Raw genomic sequence first — 15,794 nt, 5'->3', positions numbered from 1 at the left:
GATAAAGAAATACCAAAGTTCGAAGCAAACGTTCCCGATTTTGGGGGCGCCAAAGCCGCCGCCGGCGGGATTCCAGACTCACAGGCACCTGCGCTTCCGCCAACCGAAACTGGCGAGGCGGGAGATATGCGGCAGAATCCCGTCACGCCGGATACGCAAGCTGCGGCTGAGACCACAGAGGCTGGCGCCATGGATCAGAATATAGTTGCGCCCAAACCGGAAGCCGCACCTGAAACCACACCAGCGCAAAGCAATTACCAGAACGCTAACTACAGCAACCCACGACCGGGCGGAACCCCAACCCCATCCGCCCCACCTCCATCAACCCCCGGCACCCCAAGCGCCCCGAGTGCCCCGAGCGTGGGCGGCAGCGGGGGAGGTTCCTCCTCTAGCCCGTCGGGCGGCGGGTCGTCGAGCGGATCTTCGTCCTCGTCCGCGCAGTCGACCAGCGGCGCGGCCTCGGGCGCCAAGGCCGGTCTGCAGGACATGCAGGCCAAGTCCGACGCCGCGACAGACGCCAAGAACGCACAAGGCAAGGGCGGTGCCACCGGCGGGCCCGGTGGGTCTGGCGGCGAGAAGGCCCCCGCCGACCAGTTCGCCAAGGGCCTTAATGCGGCGACCCAACAGCCGACCATGTCCCCCGCTGCAGCCACCGCTCAACCCGTCGCCCCCGTCGCTCCCCCAACCGATTCGTCCGCGTCCGCTCCCATCCAGCACTCCGCCGGCACCACCGGCGGTGGCGGAGTCGGCGGTGGAGTTGGTGGCGGTGGTGGTGGAATGTCCGGCGGCGGTGGGTCCTTCGGCTCCCCGGGCGGCAGCGCGCCCACACCCCCACCGATGCCACTCGGCCCCCCGGCCACCCCGCCCCCGGCAGGTCCGCCGCCGTCGAGCGGCGCACCCGGGCAGCAGCCCGCAGCTGCGGCGGTGAACACCGGACCCGGCGTCAACCCGGCGTCAACCAAGGGAGACCCCTCGATTGCGGCGATGGCGCCCATGCCGGTCTCGGCCGCACGAATGGAGCGGGACGCCGTGCTGTCCGCGTCGACCGCCGGGGCCATGCAACGCCACCGCGGCAACGCCAATGCAGCACTCATCCACGCCCGCCGCATCGCCGCCGCACTCAACATGGGCCCCCCGCAGTACGGCTTCTACTGGGTCACCGGGCTCGCTGCCGACGGCTCCATCGTGGTGGCCAACAGCTTCGGGCTCGCCTACATCCCCGAGGGCGTCGAGCTGCCCCCACAGGTCACCATGGCGTCGGCCGACGAGTCGATCTCCCCGACCGAGCGCGGCAAGTGGGCCACCTACCCGATCCTCGCCATCCAGGGTTGGGCACAGGCGCACGACCAGAAGCTGCGCGCCGTGATCGCCACCAAGGAGCAGTTCGCCAACTTCGATCCCGGCGTACCCAAGGTCGTCCTGCAGCGCGACGACATTCCCGAGTCAGGAAAAATGCAGGGCCGCAGTCGCTTCGAGGTGATCGCCCCCAGCGCCGCCAAGCGACTCGCCTCAGTCGGCGACGGAGCACTGCACGACCTGCTGCCCATCGCGCCGGCGGATTCCACCCCTCCGGAGGACAAGTCCGCGGCGCTCTGGTTCGGGTTGAGCAAGCCGTTGATGAGCACCTCCTCTGACCGTGCTGTCGCGCACCTCGAGGCCTTCGTGACCTACGCCGACCACGCGCAGGAGTTGGCACTTCACAAGGCGCACAACGCTCTTGACGCTGCGGTGCAGCGGGCCGCGATCGCTGACTGGGTCTACTGGCAGCATCTCAGCGTGCTCATGTCGGACGCGATCAGCGCCGACGTCACGGTCTAGCCGCTCCCGCGGCCGACGTCACACGTCGATCGTCGGATCGGGTGCAGCGTGGCGTGGTGAACTCTGTTGCGGCACAGCGGGAGTGGCCGGTGCCTCCTTCGGCGCCGGTTCGGGCGCGCGTTCGCCGGCCTTGTCGCCCGCGGCGGCTTCCTCCTGCTTGGCCTTGTCGTCGTCGCGGCGATCGTCCTGCGCCGGAGCAGCGCCGTCCCCGGGCTTCTCCGCGCCGGCCTCGGGCGACCCGGTGGCACCGCCACCCAGCCCACCGGCCATCTGACCGATCTGCTGAACGCCCTGCATGATGCCCTGCGGCAGTTGGCCAAGAGCGCTCATCGCCTGCATCGGCATCTGGGCCGCCTGGCTCGCCATTTGCATTGGCATGCTCATCATTTGGCCCATTTGGCCCATCGCGCCGGCTCCGCCACCCGCGCCCGCACCCGCGGCGCCGCCTGCACCACCGGCAGCATCCGCCGGACCGAATTGGAGCTTCTCGTAGTTGGCCGCGAGCTGCGCGTCGGTGTCCGCGTACTTACCGGCGGCTGCGACCACGTTGTCCGCCGTGGCGGATGCCTCACCCTTGAGTTGCGGGAGCGCGTCTTGGATCGCGCCCTCCAGGCCAGGCAGCTTTCCCGCGATGGCCTGGCTGATGGCGTCCTCGCCCGTAACGACGAATGGCGGTGGCGCTTCCGGAATGTCGCTGGCCGCCGACAGCAGCTGATTGCCGTACTTGCTCAGCAGTTCTGGATCGACCTTCAGCGGAGGCTGGTCACCGATTCCCATTCACACCACTCCGCTCAGAACCGGATGTTTCGCAGCAGATCGTAGACACCGGCGATCCACAGCAGCAGCGGGATGACCGCGGCGATCGCCGCACCGTCGAGCAGCTCGAGGATGCGCTTGGTCACCGGCGACACGCGACGCACGCCTTCGGTCGCACCGACCATGATCAGCGCGACGACGACGCCGGCGGTGTAAATGCTCAGCACCAGCCACGCACTGCTCGGATCCCAGAGCGCGAGTCTGATCGCCACACCGGTGGGGATCGCCACGGTGGCAGCGAGAAGCGCCCACGCACACCATCTCTCGGCATACAGCCGCGACCGGAAGGCACATACCGTCGCCACCAGGCCCGCCACGATCAGGCTGTGAACGAAGAAGTGCCCCTGCACCACGACCGAGATGGCACCGGCGGCCAGCGCCACCACACCTGCGGACAGGAACCCGACCAGGAGTTGCGTCGCCAGATGACTGCGTTCGGTCAGCCTTACCGCAGACTCGGGAACCGAGGCGATGATCGCCTGCCACGTCGGGGATTCCTCATCACTGGCCTCGGGTGTGGACACCGGGTCCAGCAGCTCCTCGTTGGCGACGGTCTCGCCGGGAGCCGGGATGGGAGGCAACGCAATTCGTGCGACGGCCACCGTCAACTTGGCGGCGTTGGTCACGACGATCATGCCGAACGCGATGGCGCCGGCAGGCACCCATTCCTGCCAGCCGTAGCCGTACGCCACGGCGGCCGCGGTCACCGCGACTGCACCGACCGCCATGAACGACGCCACCTCGGCGCGCTTGCGTGGGCCACCGCGCGTGGCGAGGACTACCAGCAGCACCATCGCGGCTGCACCCGCGAGGTTGGGTGCGCCAAGGCCGTCGATGCCTATCGGCAACGGAACGGCCAGTGCCGCGGCACCCGCCAGGGGAGGAAGCGAAGCAACCAACAGGCTCTCCGAGGCGCTGACGTTCTGAAACCGATTGCGCGCCACGAAGCTGCCGACGAGGACTCCGACACCGAGCAGTCCCAGCGCCAGCGTCCACCACCAGCTGTGTCCTGTCCTCGACCAGCTCATCAGCACGAGCACTGACAGCACCGCCGCGAGGACCGGAATCATGAGCCCGACGAAGCGATTCAGTGCGCCCCGGTCGAACTCTGGCGACTCGTCGAGCACCGCGATCGCGTCGATGACGTCCTCGACCAGTGGCCGGTACCGCTCCGTACGGGTCACCGACACCAAGGTCAACAACGCGCCGTCGACGACACCCGCGTCGTCGAGCGACTCGGCCGCCTTCAGTGGCGGTGCGCCGGGACGCGCGAACGCCCACTCGCCCTGCGCCTTGAAGTCGAAGCCCGCCAACACCTCGGCGGGGGTGTCCTCGAGCATTTCCGCGAGCACCGTGACGGTCTCGTCGATGTACGTCTCGACCGGCGCAGCCGCCGGCAGCACGAGATCGGTCATGCGCCGACCCGTGAGGATCGTGACGCGGGTCGTCGCGGGTCTACCGGGCGTGACGCTCGACGAGGTGGGTGCGGCGGCCGTGGCGGTCAACGACGTTCGAGCCGATCGAAGTCGTCGGAGAGAGCAGCTGCGAGTTCGGTGACACGCCTGCGGAATTCGTTGCCGAGCAAGTCGAGTTGAATCTCGGTACCCGCGGCGATGTGCTTGTCCCAGGGCAAGACGATGACGCGACCCGCAGGCACGTGGCGCTCGAACTGCTGCACCAGGTCCTCGACGTCGATGTTCGGCTTGCCCGGCACGACGTGGTTGATCACGACGCAGGACCGTCCGAGCAGATCCTGATATCCGTTCTGCCGCAACCAGTCCATCGTGACCGCGGCTTGGCGCGCGCCGTCGATCGAGGCACTGGCGACGATGACCAGACCGGACACCGTGGAGAGCACACCGCGCGAGGCGGGCTGAAACAGTCCGGCGCCGCAGTCGGCGAGGACCAGGTTGTAGTACCGCGAGACAATGCCGACGGCGCCCTTCCAGTCGTCGTCGTTGAACTCGCGCCGCGCCCCGCTGTACTCCTCGGAGGAGAGCACTTCGAGGTTGGAGCCGTTCATGCTGGTGTAGGCGCGGATGTCGTTGTATCGGGACAATTCCTTGTCCGACAACAGATCTGCCACCGTGGCCGCGGACTGACGTCCCGCCCGATCGGCGAGGTTTCCGCCGTCGGGATCGGCGTCGACCGCCAGAATGCGGTCGCCGCGGATCTTGCTCAGCGAGGAGCCCAGCGCGACGGTGACGGCCGTCTTGCCGACGCCGCCCTTGAGTCCGAAGACACCGATTTGGTAGGAGTCGCGCGCGTTGCGGCGAATCCGGGCGTGCAGGTCCATTTCGTAGATCTCGTCGGGCGACAGCCCGAGATTGATCCGGGTGAGCATGTAGACGATGTGACGCCAGCCGCGCTGCGACGGCATCTTCACCGCGGAACGCACACCTACGTGCGACAGCGCGTCGATGGCCCGATGGTTGCCGATCGTCGCGGCCGACGTCGGTCCCGGCGGCCCGGCGAGCGGCTGCGCCGACGCCCAGGCGGCGGCTCTGTTCTCTGCCTGCGCTTCCGCGCTGTGCTGCGGCGACGGCACCGCTGCGGAACGTGCTTGCGGCGCGGGTGCGGCAGGCCGCTGCTCGTAACGGGCACCGGTCGGCGTCGCCCCCTGCGGGGACCGCATCAGCCCGTTCTGTACCCGCGGTGCGCCGGCCTTGCTCGGGGGCATCTGCATGGTCACTTCGGTGGCCCGAGGTGGCGGAGCGGCGGTGGGCATTGGCGCAGCCTGCCCCTGGGTAGGTGCGGCAGGCGACGGCTCGGCCGGTGCCGGCGCGGCCGGAGCAACTACGTCGCGGTCGACCGCGGCGGTCTCTTCTTCGGCCTGTGCCGCCTCCGAAGAGTGGAAGAGCCGGTCATAGTCGGCCGACATGAGTTACCTCTCAAAGATCTGGTCGCGGGGAAGACGTGCAGAGGTGGGCGGAGGGGCGGTGACCCTACCGCCCACCTAGGGTATTTCGACGTTAGCCGCCGAAGCTACCCGCAACGTGCTGGTCGGTGCCTGCCATCGTCATGCCAGCCTCGCTGATGGTGGTGGCAAGGTTCTGCAGCGCGGCATTCAGTTCGGTGGACGCGTTGTTCCAGCGCATCTGCACGGCCTCGTAGGACGCCTGGCCGGTGCCGCCCCATGCTGCCTGCAGCCTGCCGAGCGACGCCGTGCCTTCGTCCAGTAGGCCGTGAACGGCGCTGCCGTACCCCTGAACCTCTCCGGCGGCCGCTTCGATCTGCGCGAAGTTCCAAACCTGTTCACTCATGTTGTGTCTCCTGACGATCGAAAGTTGTAGTGGTCAGATGCCGATGTTGATGGTCTGACCGAGAGCCGCGCCCTGGTCCTCGTCGGTCGACGCGTACTGCGTGCCGCCCGTGTGGATGTTCGCCGAGATCTCGTCGAGCTCGTTCTTCTGCACGAGCGCCGCTTCCTGGTAGCGCACGAAGGCCTGCTGAGTGGCGGTGCCCGCTTGGCCCACCATGTGCGTGGCCAAGCCGCCGGCGGTCGAGTCGACCTGGCTCATGATCGCGCGCAGTTGAGAGGCGATGGACTCGAAGTTGCTGGCCTCACTGGCGAGGACGGCAGAGTCTGTGTGCATCGGTTGACCCATTGCTGTTTACCTTTCTCATCCTTCTGTCCTCACCAAGGGTTTGGCGAGTCTTCCAGCCCCTGGGCCGGGAAGTCGTTGGGGTGACGCATCGTCACCAGTCGTCGTCGTCTTCGTCTGTGTCGGCCGGCAACGGGGTGGGCGCCTTCATGCCGGGCCTGGTGCCACCGCCGTTCTTGCCGTGCTGGCCGGCCCCACCCATCGGACCGCCGCCGCCGACCGGCGCAGGTCCGGCACCCCCGGCGCCTGCCGCGGCACCCGATGCGCTGGCCTTGGTGGAAAGTGCCTCCGATTCGGGGCTGGCGACCAGGCTCGACATGATCGGAGTCCTCGGCGCCGACCCGCCCATTCCCGGCAGCGACGCCGCGCGCACCAGTCCTGCACCCGTTCCCGCACCCGATCCCCCGGCGAGCGGATGATTCGACATCGGACTGGCACCGATCAGGCCGATCTGCGCCTTGTCCGTTCCGAAGCCGCTGCCCATCTGGCTGAACATCTGCGTCATCTGTTGGATCGGTTGCGTCATCTGCTGCAGCGGCTGGGTGACCATCTGACCGAGCTGCTGAGGCAGTTGCGCGACCGTCGAGCCGACCTGCGACGCCACCTGAGTCATCATCTGCATGCCCTGCTGGGGCTTGTCCTGCTGGCTGGCCGCCTGTTGGCCGGCGTTCTGCGCGTTTTCCGAAGCACCCTGGGCGCGCTCCGCAGCGAATGCCCCCTGACCTGCCAGATTGCCGGCCACCATGTTCACGGAGTCGACGGTGCCCTGCGCGCTCACGTAGGCGAACGTCGCGTCACGAACGACGGCACCACCCATCAACGCGGCGTTCTGGGCGATGGCCGTCGCCGCTCCCATCTCACCGACGCCTGGCATGACGATCGGCTTGGGCGGCATGATCGGCTCGAACACCGTGTTCAACGACGTCTCCGCCTGATACCCCTCCATCGCGCCGGCCGCCTGGTTCCACATGCGCACGAAGTAGTCGAACTCGTTGGCTCCGATCGGCGCGGTGTTGACGCCGAGGAAGTTGGTCGCGTTGAGCACCGCGTTGGTGACGTGGTTCATCTCGATCTCCGGCAGCGGCGGCGTGGTCACCAGTGCCGCCGCGTAAGCGCTCGCCTGGGCGATCGCCTGCATCGCCCGCTTCTGCGCCTGCAACGCCGCAGTCCGCAACCACTGCACCATTGGCGTCGAGGCGTTGACGGCCTGCTGGCTTCCCGCGCCCTGCCAGGATCCCTGCAGTGCCACCAGGCTCGCTGCCAGCTCCTCGGCCTGCGTCTCCAACGAGATCGCCAACATCTCCCAGCCAGCCGCCGCCTGGTACATCGGCGCTTCGCCAGCACCCGCCATCAGCCGACCCGAGTTGACCTCGGGCGGCAGCGCCCCATAGAACATGGTCAACATTGCGGGCACGGCGGACATGGTTTGCTGAGCTCAGATCTCTCGGGTGTCGATGTGAGGCTGTTACAGGAGCGTCGTTGCGGTCGAGGCGTCCACTGCCTCGTAGATCGCCGCGGACTCCACGTACTGCAAACCGGCGCGTGACAGTTCTTGCTGAGCGAACGCGTTGATTGCGTTCGTCTCGAGAGCTTCCGTGGCGAATGCCAGCGCTGCCTGGATCGACACCTCGTCAACCCCAGCGGGGACCAGTGCACTGGCCTCGGTGGTGGCCGCCATTCCCGTGGCCAAACCGCGGGCACCGTTTGCGGTCACTTCAGTGCCGACACCTACAGCCGCCGGGTTGTGTTCCATCGGTTGCATTTGCAATCACTCCCTACTTACTTGCGTTAACCCTGAACATCGGGCCGCGGGCCCGAGCGGAGCGGTAACTAGCTCCCCCGTCGGATCGACTTCGATCCTTTGCTGTTGGCTCACAGCATCGTTGCTATTGTCTGTTTTGAATATTACCGGCCGGTTTGGGGTGGTGCGAACACTTCTTCTTCGGGTGGGTCCACGTACGCCGCCTGTATGACTTCCTTGCCGTCAGGTGTCCGCAGAAGTCCCTGGCCAGGGGGCCGCCGTTTCAGCTTGAACTCGCTGGTGGGGAACTCCATCTTCTCGCCGGAGAGGAACAGAGTGGGAGAACCAGCGCCGTAGGCAGCACCGACGAACTTGTCCATGGTGGAACGCTGGGCCTGGCTCATCTGGCAGGTCACCACGATGTGCAGTCCGATGTCCGACGCCGCGGGCAGAAGCGGCGACAGCGGCGTCATCGGCCCGATCGGTCCTCCGGCGCCCACGACCATGTGCCAGTCGTCGACGAGCAGAACCACGTCGGGCCCCTCCCACCACGAGCGGGATCGCAGTTGAGCGGTGGTCAGGTCCGGCGGCGGCAGCCTCTTCTGGAGCGCCGCGGCCAGTGCCTTGATGGCTTCCTCCAGAGAGGCGTTGTTCCGGTTGACGCCGGCGTTGACCATCAGGTGGCTCTGCGGCACGGCGTCCAAGAGACCGGACCGGTAGTCGGCCAGCATGAAGCGGACCTGATCGGGACTGTTCCGCGCGCAGATGGCCGATGCGACGGCGTGCGCAATGCGCGTCTTGCCAGACTTCGGCGCACCGAAGATCAGCAGGTGGGGCGACGAGTGCATCGCGCTGTAGGCCACCGACAGATCCGATTCGCGGATGCCCAGCGGTACCGTCCACCTGGTGCGGTAGTCGCTCTCCGGCCCTGGCGGCGCCGGATCCAGTTCGTGGAGGTAGATGCGCTCGGGGAGCACCCGCACCTGGGGCGCCTCGTCGGTGTGCTGCATCGAGATGTGCTGCACCGCGGCGGTGATCGCAGGGACGATGTCGGCGACGCCGTGCACACCGTCGAGCCGTGGAACGCCCATCATCAGGTGGTGCTTCTCCATCGAGACGGCACGGCCGGGGCGGTTGACCGGAATCTCGCGGGTGATGCGGTCGACTTGGGTCTCGTTGACGTCACCGAGCCGGAACTCCACCTTGGTGCCCAGATAGTCACGAATGCGAGACTTCAGCTCGGTCCAGCGAGGCGTCGAGATGATCGTGTGGACGCCGTATGCCAGCCCCTGCCCGGCCAAGTCCTGGACGACCGGTTCTAGCTCGGGAAACTCCCCGACGAAGGCGGGCCAACCGTCGATGATCAGGAACACGTCACCGAACGGATCCGCCGACGCGGCATGGCTGGGGTCGTCCCGCATCTGCCGGTACGAGGCGATCGAGCCGACGCGATACTGCTTGAACGTCGCTTCACGTTGCCGCAGAATGGCTTTCATTTCGGCGACGACGCGGTTGACCCGGTCGGGTTCGGCCCGGGTCGCGACGCCACCGACGTGCGGCAGGTCCTCGAGATACATGAGACCGCCACCGCCCATGTCCACGCAATAGAACTGGACTTCGCGCGGCGTGTGGGTCGCAGACGCCGACAGCACCAGTGTCTGTAAGAACATCGACTTGCCGGTCTGGGGCGCGCCACCGATCGCGATGTTGCCACCCGCCGCCGAGACGTCGATACCCCACACCTCTTGGCGGTGCCGCCTCGGCTCGTCCATGATCCCCAGCCCGAAACGCAGCGGCCGACGCTCGTCGCGCGCGACGAGCTCGTTGACCGGGGTCGGATCGGTCAACGGCGGCAACCACATTCGATAGGCACGCATCTCGCCCGTACCCAGCTGCCCGAGGACGACCTCGCGCAAGACTCGCTGTTCTGGCTCGACACTCATTGGATCACCGGCTCAGGAATCGGCGTCGCCGTGAACGGACGGATCCGCATCGGGCTCTGCGCGGTGTGCTTCGGGGTGGCGACGACGTCGGAATCCAGCGAGGGTGGGACGTAGTTGGTTCCCGTGAAGACGCTGCGGAACTTCACGGGATCCTCCATGCCCACTCGGAGGAAGCCGACACCGCTCTCTGCGTTCGTAATGTATTGCGCCTCAGGGGTTCCGATGACCGCCTTGGACTCTGCCGAGCTCGTCGTGCGAAGTGCGATGCGGTAGGTGAGGTTCGGCTCGAGTTTGTCGATTCGGACGCCGCCGGTGTTCAACGACTGCGTCGCGAGCAGCAGGTGAACTCGCAGCGACCGGCCGACGCGGCAGATCCGGTCGAACAGCTGGATGAAGTCGGGGTGGTTCTGCAGCAGTTCGGCGAACTCGTCGACGACTACGAAGAGCGTCGGCAGCGGGGCAAGGTCGGCGCCGCGTTCGCGGTGCTTCTCGTACTCGGCGACACCGGACAGCGCACCCGCCGCCCCGACCTGGATGCCGGCCTGCCGCAGAATCGACTGCCGCCGATCCAGCTCGCCGGAGAGAACCTCTCCCATGCGGCTGACCAGCTCGGCTTCTTCCTCCATGTTGGTGACCACCGCCGCGGTGTGCGGCAGCTTCTCCATGCCGAGGAACGTCGAACCGCCCTTGAAGTCGGTCAGCAACAGGTTCACCTGGTCGGGATGATGTGTGGCGGCGAGCGAAAGGATCAGTGTGCGAAGGAATTCCGACTTGCCGGAACCGGTAGTGCCGATGAGCATCCCGTGGGGTCCGGCGCCGAACTCCGCGCCCTCCTTGATGTCGAGGTACTGAATCTCACCGGTCTTGAGCTCATGGCCGAACGGAATCCGCAGCCGGTCGCGGTCCAGATCGGTGAACATCCGCCATCTGTTCGGCGTGACCTCCTCGACGCTCTGGGCGCCGACGAGTTGATGCCACTCCGTTGCGACCTTCTTCTGCACTCTGGTCGACTTGTCGATGATCGTGCCGGTGATCGACCAGCCGGCCAGCTTGCGCGCGATACGGGCGGCCTGGCCGGGCGTCATCCGATCGGACGTGCTGGTGACCAGGCGGAAGTTCAGGTTGGGCAGCCGATCGTCCGCCGTGCCGTCGGCGGCGACCCTGATGCGGTACGCCGAGCGGTGATTGCCGAGCGTGATCACCGTGACCCCGGCGCGGCCGTCGACCGGGAAACCGGCCCGCCCACCGGTGAGATCGATGACGACGACGTAGGGGCCGCTGGGGGCCGAGTCGGCCGAATGCGGGCCCCGCGCAGTCAAATCCGACAGCCCGTCGGGGCGCGTGAAGACCAGTCGGATGGCGCCGGCCGCGTCGGTGTCGGCCTGGTGCTGCACGTGCGGCAGCCACTTCAGCCACGCCCAGTCGGGGTCCTCCGGGCCGTCCGTCAGCACCCGAATCTGCAGGAGGTCCGGCGGATGGAAGACGGCCAGGTGACAGATCATCGCCCTGAGCAGCGCCCCCGCCCCTGGGAGGTCGCCGCCGACGGCGATCGTCGAAAAGGTCCGCAGCTGGACGAGTTTCGGGCAATCGTTGATGAGGCCGTGCGTGCGGAGGAACTTGGTCACCCACATGTGGCTGACCGGTTCGAGATGCGGTTGCGGTGCCGATTGCGGGCCAGCGAGCTCGCCGCCGACGTTGGGCTTGAGCAGCCGGTCGACGGCTGCCTCCATCCCGGTGCCGATGCGGGCTGCCGCAAAGAAGTCGGCGTTCGACGTCCGCGACCACTGGCGGTTGCTGCCGATGATCGACAGCAGGTCGTCGGGATGCGGTGCGTGATAGTTGAAGAAGGTCACCTGGGCGGCCGCGGATGACGTGACGCGCGTGCGGAGGCCCGCGAGGTAGCGCAGGTACTCCTTGCGGTCCGCGTTGATCTCGGGGACCTTCTTGCCGCCACCGCCGCCGCCCGCCATGAAGCCGACGGTGCCCATGATCATCATCAGCGGCATCATCAGCATGTACGGCGACAGCTGGCGGACGCCGGTGAAGATCATGATCCCGATCATTCCGAGCATGCCACCGCCCATGACGTACGGCAGGATCTTCTGCACGCCGGACGCCGGGATGTCCACCCCGAGATCATCGGGTGGGGTCACGTTGATTTCACCGGGCGTGAGTCGTGGACCCCGCTTGATGATCGGCGTGAACTTTCGTGTCGTCACGAGCCACCTCCCGCGCCCGCGACCGCGGGTTGTTTGCCGTCGGGAATCTTCCTGGGACTGGGATCCGCTGGCAGCGTGTCGTGTTCGAGCAACGCCGCCTCCTTCGACAGCACCGGGCCGTCGACCAACAGACCCACCACCTCCCACGGGGCGGTGACCGGTGCGGGCAACCCCAGCTTCTTCGCGGTGTCGTCGTTGGGCACTCCGTAGCGCACGCCCTGAGGATCGATGTAGTAGAGGCTCTCGCCGTACCGCGGATCGGGGGACTGCAGCCGGATGTACTGCCCTCCGGCGATGAAGACCGTTGCGTCGCCGCCGATCTGGTCGATCCCGGTGTTCATCGACGATGCGGATATCGGCAGGTGCCGACCGGCGATGACCGATGTCTTCGCCGACTGGTCCCCCGGTCCCCGCTGCCACGCCCAGCACAGCGTCGGGTCGTCCTCGCGCAGCAGCATCTCCAGCGGCGTGGCCGGAAGCGGGGAGGTGAACACCTGCTCGTTGATCTTCGCGACGACACTGGACTCCACCGACGGTGGGGAGATCAACCCGTAGGAGTTCGACGCCCGCAGCGCTGCGGCGGTCGTGTCGTTGACCTTGGCCACGCCGTCGGGCAGCACGACGTACTGCTGGGCGCCCGAGTCGGTGACCGTCTGAAAGACCGTACCGATCACCAGGTTCGCCGGTAGCCCAAGGGTATTGGGCGCACCGCCGGCGGGTACCTGCGGCATGATCCACGGCCCGCCGTTCGGCAACGCGTTGTAGAGGCCCTCCGAGATCGGGGTCGACTTCGCGGTCACCGGGATGCCCACCGCCGACGTCACGGCACGATCGGACAGGTCGATGGCATGCCGGCCGGTGGACGTGACGAGCCAGTCCCGGTCCTGGTAGGAGACCAGCATCCCCTGCCCCGGTGTCATCGGGGCGACGGACGAGTCGGTGACGAGCGGGAGCACGATCACCGACGTCGAGACCACGGGGGCGACGCTCTCGGGCTTGGTCACGGTGTCGCACAGCGTCCAGGTCGACTGGGGGACGCTGGAAACCGGTGTCGCATAAGGAGCTCCGGGAATGCCGATCGGCTGACCCTTCGGCATCCTGTCCAGCTCTTCGGACTTGACGGCCTGCGGCGCGCCGGCGTTGCCGAGGACCAGGCGTGCCGAGGTCAGGTTGTACACGGGTCGCAACTGGCCGTTGTTCGGCATGACGACGTAGAGCTGGTTGGTGGTCCGGTCGACGAGCAGGGTGTCACCGCCACGCTTGCCGAGGGGCTTGAAGTAGGCCAGCAGGACGGCGCCAAGGCAGACCAGCACGGCGATCACGATGCCGAGAGACACTGCCCGGCTGTAGAACTGAAGCGGATCGTCGAACATGCGGGTGTCGCGACGCACGATCGCGTGCTCGACACGGCGCAGCAGGAAGCGCCATCCGCTGACCTGCACCTTGGTGGTTAACCGGAACCCTGCCATACGTCACTCGCCGATGTTCAGTCGACTGTGGACGGTGTCGATCGCGCCCGCCATGTCGTCGCCGTTGATTTCACTGAGTTGTTCCACGCCAAGGCTTTCGAAGTCCATGGATCTGGCCAACCGCATGTCGCGGCCTTGTTCGCCGGCCTCGACGAGCTGCCTGGCGTACCGGCCGTTGCCTGCGATGTCGAGCGCCGGCTTGCCGTTGAGCGTCCGCTGGCTCAGCAGCGTGGCGGCCGCCAAGACACGCTTGGCCGCCTCCTCGCTCAGGGTCGAATCGTTGTTCTGGGCAAGCACATTCGCGATCTCGACGATCTCGTCCGGACCGTAGGAGTCGAACTCGATCCTGGTCGAGAAACGAGACCGAAGGCCGTCGTTGCTCTCCAGCAGCCGGTCGATGTCGGCGGGGTAGCCCGCGATGATCACGACGAGGCGGTCGCGGTCGTTCTCCATCCGCGCCAGGAGGGTGTCGAGCGCCTCCGAGCCGAACGGATCGGCCCGTCCGTCGCGCTCCTGGACCAGCGTGTAGGCCTCGTCGATGAACAGCACGCCGCCGACCGCGCGGTCGATGGTGCGGGACGTCTTGACCGACGACTGCCCTTCGTATTCGGCGACGAAGTCCTTGCGCGAGGTCTCGACGAGCTTCGGCTCGGCGATCACGCCGAGACCGGCCAGGATGTTCGCCACCACGCGCGCAATCGTGGTCTTGCCGGTGCCGGGCGGTCCGGTGAAGATGATGTGCTTGGACTGCTGGGCAACCTTCATGCCGCGAGCCGCCCGTACCTTCGCCATTTGCGTTGCGGCTCGGTATCTTTCGATCTGCTCCTTGACCCGACTGAGGCCGATCTGCCGATCGAGCTCGGCTTGGGCATCGGAGAGCAGGCGTTCGCGGCCGGAGTTGTCGGCCTCCACGCTGGAGGGGTCCCACGGGTCGCGCCGCGAGGCGATCTTCTCGGCGGTCGTCGTGACGAGCCGGTAGCTCGGATCCTTCAGTGCGGCAGTGACCTTCGGCTCCGAGTGGGTGGCCTGCAGCCACTCGAGCAGGACGACGGCCGATTCTTCGTTGCCAAGGCTGCGCCGCGTCATCGCGAGGTTCCAGGCGATGGCGAGCCCACACGCCTCACCGGCCGGTGAGGCGTTCGCCTCGGTCAACCGGCGCTCGGCTTCGTTGAACAGGCCAAGGTTGGCAGCTGCGACGCCGTGCGCGACGCTGGCCGCCGCCCCGAGGAACTTGTCGGGCCAGGCACTGGCGCCGCGCACCTCGTCGATGACGTCGGTCCACCGTTCGGCAGCGCCGTAGACGACGGCCTTGGCCCACGAGACCAGGTGGTCGGCACCGCCGGCCTGCACGCCCTCGAGCGCCTCCATGGCGTCGGCGTAGTTACCGAGTGCTGCTTCGTTGACGGCGAAGCCCAACGTGATCGACAACGGAGAGTTCACCGGATAGGTGATGTTGCCGAACTGGCCACCGATCTCGACGCGCGCCTCGAGGCTGTTCATCGAGACTTCGGAGGCACCCGCCAACTGCCCGAAGCTTCCCCGGGAGTACCAGGCGCGAAAGAGGGTCGCGCGGTCGGCGTCGCCGCACCTGATCCGGCCCACCCAGGCGTCACACGCGGTCTCGTCGATCGCGGTGATCTCGCTGAACATCTGCAGGGAGCGGGCGGGAGCGGTTGGCAGCATGCCGACGGCGCTGCCGAATAGCGCAGCTAATTGCTCATTCATGGTCACCTGCATACCGCGTCGCGAAGACGCGTGCACGAGCGGCACTGGCATCTTCCGGTGACGGCAGGTCGAGGTCTCTGGACAGGAAGTCGCGGGTGGCGACGTCGTCATGGCCCTGCTGGCGCATGCCGTCGAGAACGTGGACGTACTGCGCCGCCCTGGCGTCCTGCGTGGCGAGCCGGGCGATGACGACGATCTCGTCTGCGAGATCGGCTTCGGTCATCGAGATCACTTCCTGCGATAGGTCGATTCGTCGGACGCTGCCGTCCATGAAGGTCGAGACGGTGACGGTCCCCGGCGGGTTCGTGACGGTGAACATCGTGGGGACGACCTCGTCGTCGTCCTCGTACCCCTCGAGGGCGTCGAGATCCGACGCGGCCAATTCGGCGTCGGGTGCGTAGAAGCTGAGCGCCGACAGATCGTCGTCGTCGTCGAAATCTGCCGGCAAGGGATCGTCC

The 15,794-nt window shown here is 67.1% G+C and carries 13 protein-coding genes; 1 reads left to right on the top strand and 12 read right to left on the bottom strand.

Annotated elements, in window-relative coordinates; all coding sequences use genetic code 11:
• Positions 1-360 precede the first annotated feature (360 nt).
• Positions 361-1,818, top strand: coding sequence for a hypothetical protein (locus tag ASD37_RS31465; RefSeq protein WP_156720870.1), 1,458 nt, complete (start codon positions 361-363; stop codon positions 1,816-1,818).
• An 18-nt stretch (positions 1,819-1,836) separates the two neighbouring features.
• Here the strand turns inward: ASD37_RS31465 and ASD37_RS13795 are convergent, their stop codons facing one another.
• The 12 genes from ASD37_RS13795 to ASD37_RS13740 form a co-directional block, all read right to left on the bottom strand.
• Entirely contained in the window at positions 1,837-2,595 is a 759-nt protein-coding gene (locus ASD37_RS13795; protein WP_056551645.1) for a hypothetical protein, read from the bottom strand.
• 14 nt (positions 2,596-2,609) lie between these two features.
• On the bottom strand, positions 2,610-4,139 hold the full coding sequence (gene eccD, locus ASD37_RS13790) for a type VII secretion integral membrane protein EccD (protein WP_056551643.1): 1,530 nt from the start codon (positions 4,137-4,139) through the stop codon (positions 2,610-2,612).
• Positions 4,136-5,515 carry a MinD/ParA family protein gene (locus ASD37_RS13785; protein ID WP_056551642.1) on the bottom strand — a complete coding sequence of 460 codons (1,380 nt, stop codon included), beginning with the start codon at positions 5,513-5,515 and terminating at the stop codon, positions 4,136-4,138. Before ASD37_RS13785 ends, eccD begins: the two co-directional genes overlap by 4 nt.
• 91 nt (positions 5,516-5,606) lie before the next feature.
• On the bottom strand, positions 5,607-5,897 hold the full coding sequence (locus tag ASD37_RS13780; RefSeq protein WP_056551640.1) for a WXG100 family type VII secretion target: 291 nt from the start codon (positions 5,895-5,897) through the stop codon (positions 5,607-5,609).
• A gap of 33 nt (positions 5,898-5,930) precedes the next feature.
• Positions 5,931-6,230: a WXG100 family type VII secretion target gene (locus ASD37_RS13775; protein WP_304438712.1), complete on the bottom strand. Its 300-nt coding sequence runs from the start codon at positions 6,228-6,230 to the stop codon at positions 5,931-5,933.
• A gap of 103 nt (positions 6,231-6,333) precedes the next feature.
• Positions 6,334-7,662, bottom strand: coding sequence for a PPE family protein (locus ASD37_RS13770; RefSeq protein ID WP_235568269.1), 1,329 nt, complete (start codon positions 7,660-7,662; stop codon positions 6,334-6,336).
• A gap of 42 nt (positions 7,663-7,704) precedes the next feature.
• Positions 7,705-8,001: a PE domain-containing protein gene (locus tag ASD37_RS13765; protein ID WP_056551636.1), complete on the bottom strand. Its 297-nt coding sequence runs from the start codon at positions 7,999-8,001 to the stop codon at positions 7,705-7,707.
• Positions 8,002-8,144: 143 nt separating this feature from the next.
• Positions 8,145-9,923 (bottom strand): type VII secretion protein EccCb, encoded by a 1,779-nt coding sequence (eccCb, locus tag ASD37_RS13760; protein ID WP_056551634.1) that lies wholly within the window; start codon positions 9,921-9,923, stop codon positions 8,145-8,147.
• On the bottom strand, positions 9,920-12,142 hold the full coding sequence (eccCa, locus tag ASD37_RS13755; RefSeq protein WP_056551632.1) for a type VII secretion protein EccCa: 2,223 nt from the start codon (positions 12,140-12,142) through the stop codon (positions 9,920-9,922). Before eccCa ends, eccCb begins: the two co-directional genes overlap by 4 nt.
• Positions 12,139-13,611 (bottom strand): type VII secretion protein EccB, encoded by a 1,473-nt coding sequence (eccB, locus tag ASD37_RS13750; protein ID WP_056551630.1) that lies wholly within the window; start codon positions 13,609-13,611, stop codon positions 12,139-12,141. The genes eccCa and eccB overlap by 4 nt, the downstream gene beginning before the upstream one ends.
• A gap of 3 nt (positions 13,612-13,614) precedes the next feature.
• Positions 13,615-15,336: a type VII secretion AAA-ATPase EccA gene (eccA, locus tag ASD37_RS13745; protein ID WP_056553268.1), complete on the bottom strand. Its 1,722-nt coding sequence runs from the start codon at positions 15,334-15,336 to the stop codon at positions 13,615-13,617.
• Complete coding sequence (locus tag ASD37_RS13740) at positions 15,329-15,784, bottom strand: YbaB/EbfC family DNA-binding protein (RefSeq protein WP_200959888.1); 456 nt, start codon at positions 15,782-15,784, stop codon at positions 15,329-15,331. Before ASD37_RS13740 ends, eccA begins: the two co-directional genes overlap by 8 nt.
• Positions 15,785-15,794 lie beyond the last annotated feature (10 nt).

The organism is Mycobacterium sp. Root135, from assembly GCF_001426545.1.
In the GTDB taxonomy this organism is placed as follows: Bacteria; Actinomycetota; Actinomycetes; order Mycobacteriales; family Mycobacteriaceae; genus Mycobacterium.
The sequence above is the reverse complement of the archived record's forward strand: the minus strand, read 5'-3'. Positions and strand labels throughout refer to the sequence as shown.

Bases quoted from the DNA above. Each gene is read 5' to 3' on its own strand.
- ASD37_RS13775 (WP_304438712.1), bottom strand. From the start codon at position 6,230: ATGCACACAGACTCTGCCGTCCTCGCCAGTGAGGCCAGCAACTTCGAG.
- ASD37_RS13770 (WP_235568269.1), bottom strand. From the start codon at position 7,662: ATGTCCGCCGTGCCCGCAATGTTGACCATGTTCTATGGGGCGCTGCCG.
- ASD37_RS13795 (WP_056551645.1), bottom strand. From the start codon at position 2,595: ATGGGAATCGGTGACCAGCCTCCGCTGAAGGTCGATCCAGAACTGCTG.
- eccCb (WP_056551634.1), bottom strand. From the start codon at position 9,923: ATGAGTGTCGAGCCAGAACAGCGAGTCTTGCGCGAGGTCGTCCTCGGG.
- ASD37_RS13765 (WP_056551636.1), bottom strand. From the start codon at position 8,001: ATGCAACCGATGGAACACAACCCGGCGGCTGTAGGTGTCGGCACTGAA.
- ASD37_RS13780 (WP_056551640.1), bottom strand. From the start codon at position 5,897: ATGAGTGAACAGGTTTGGAACTTCGCGCAGATCGAAGCGGCCGCCGGA.
- eccA (WP_056553268.1), bottom strand. From the start codon at position 15,336: ATGAATGAGCAATTAGCTGCGCTATTCGGCAGCGCCGTCGGCATGCTG.
- eccB (WP_056551630.1), bottom strand. From the start codon at position 13,611: ATGGCAGGGTTCCGGTTAACCACCAAGGTGCAGGTCAGCGGATGGCGC.
- ASD37_RS13785 (WP_056551642.1), bottom strand. From the start codon at position 5,515: ATGTCGGCCGACTATGACCGGCTCTTCCACTCTTCGGAGGCGGCACAG.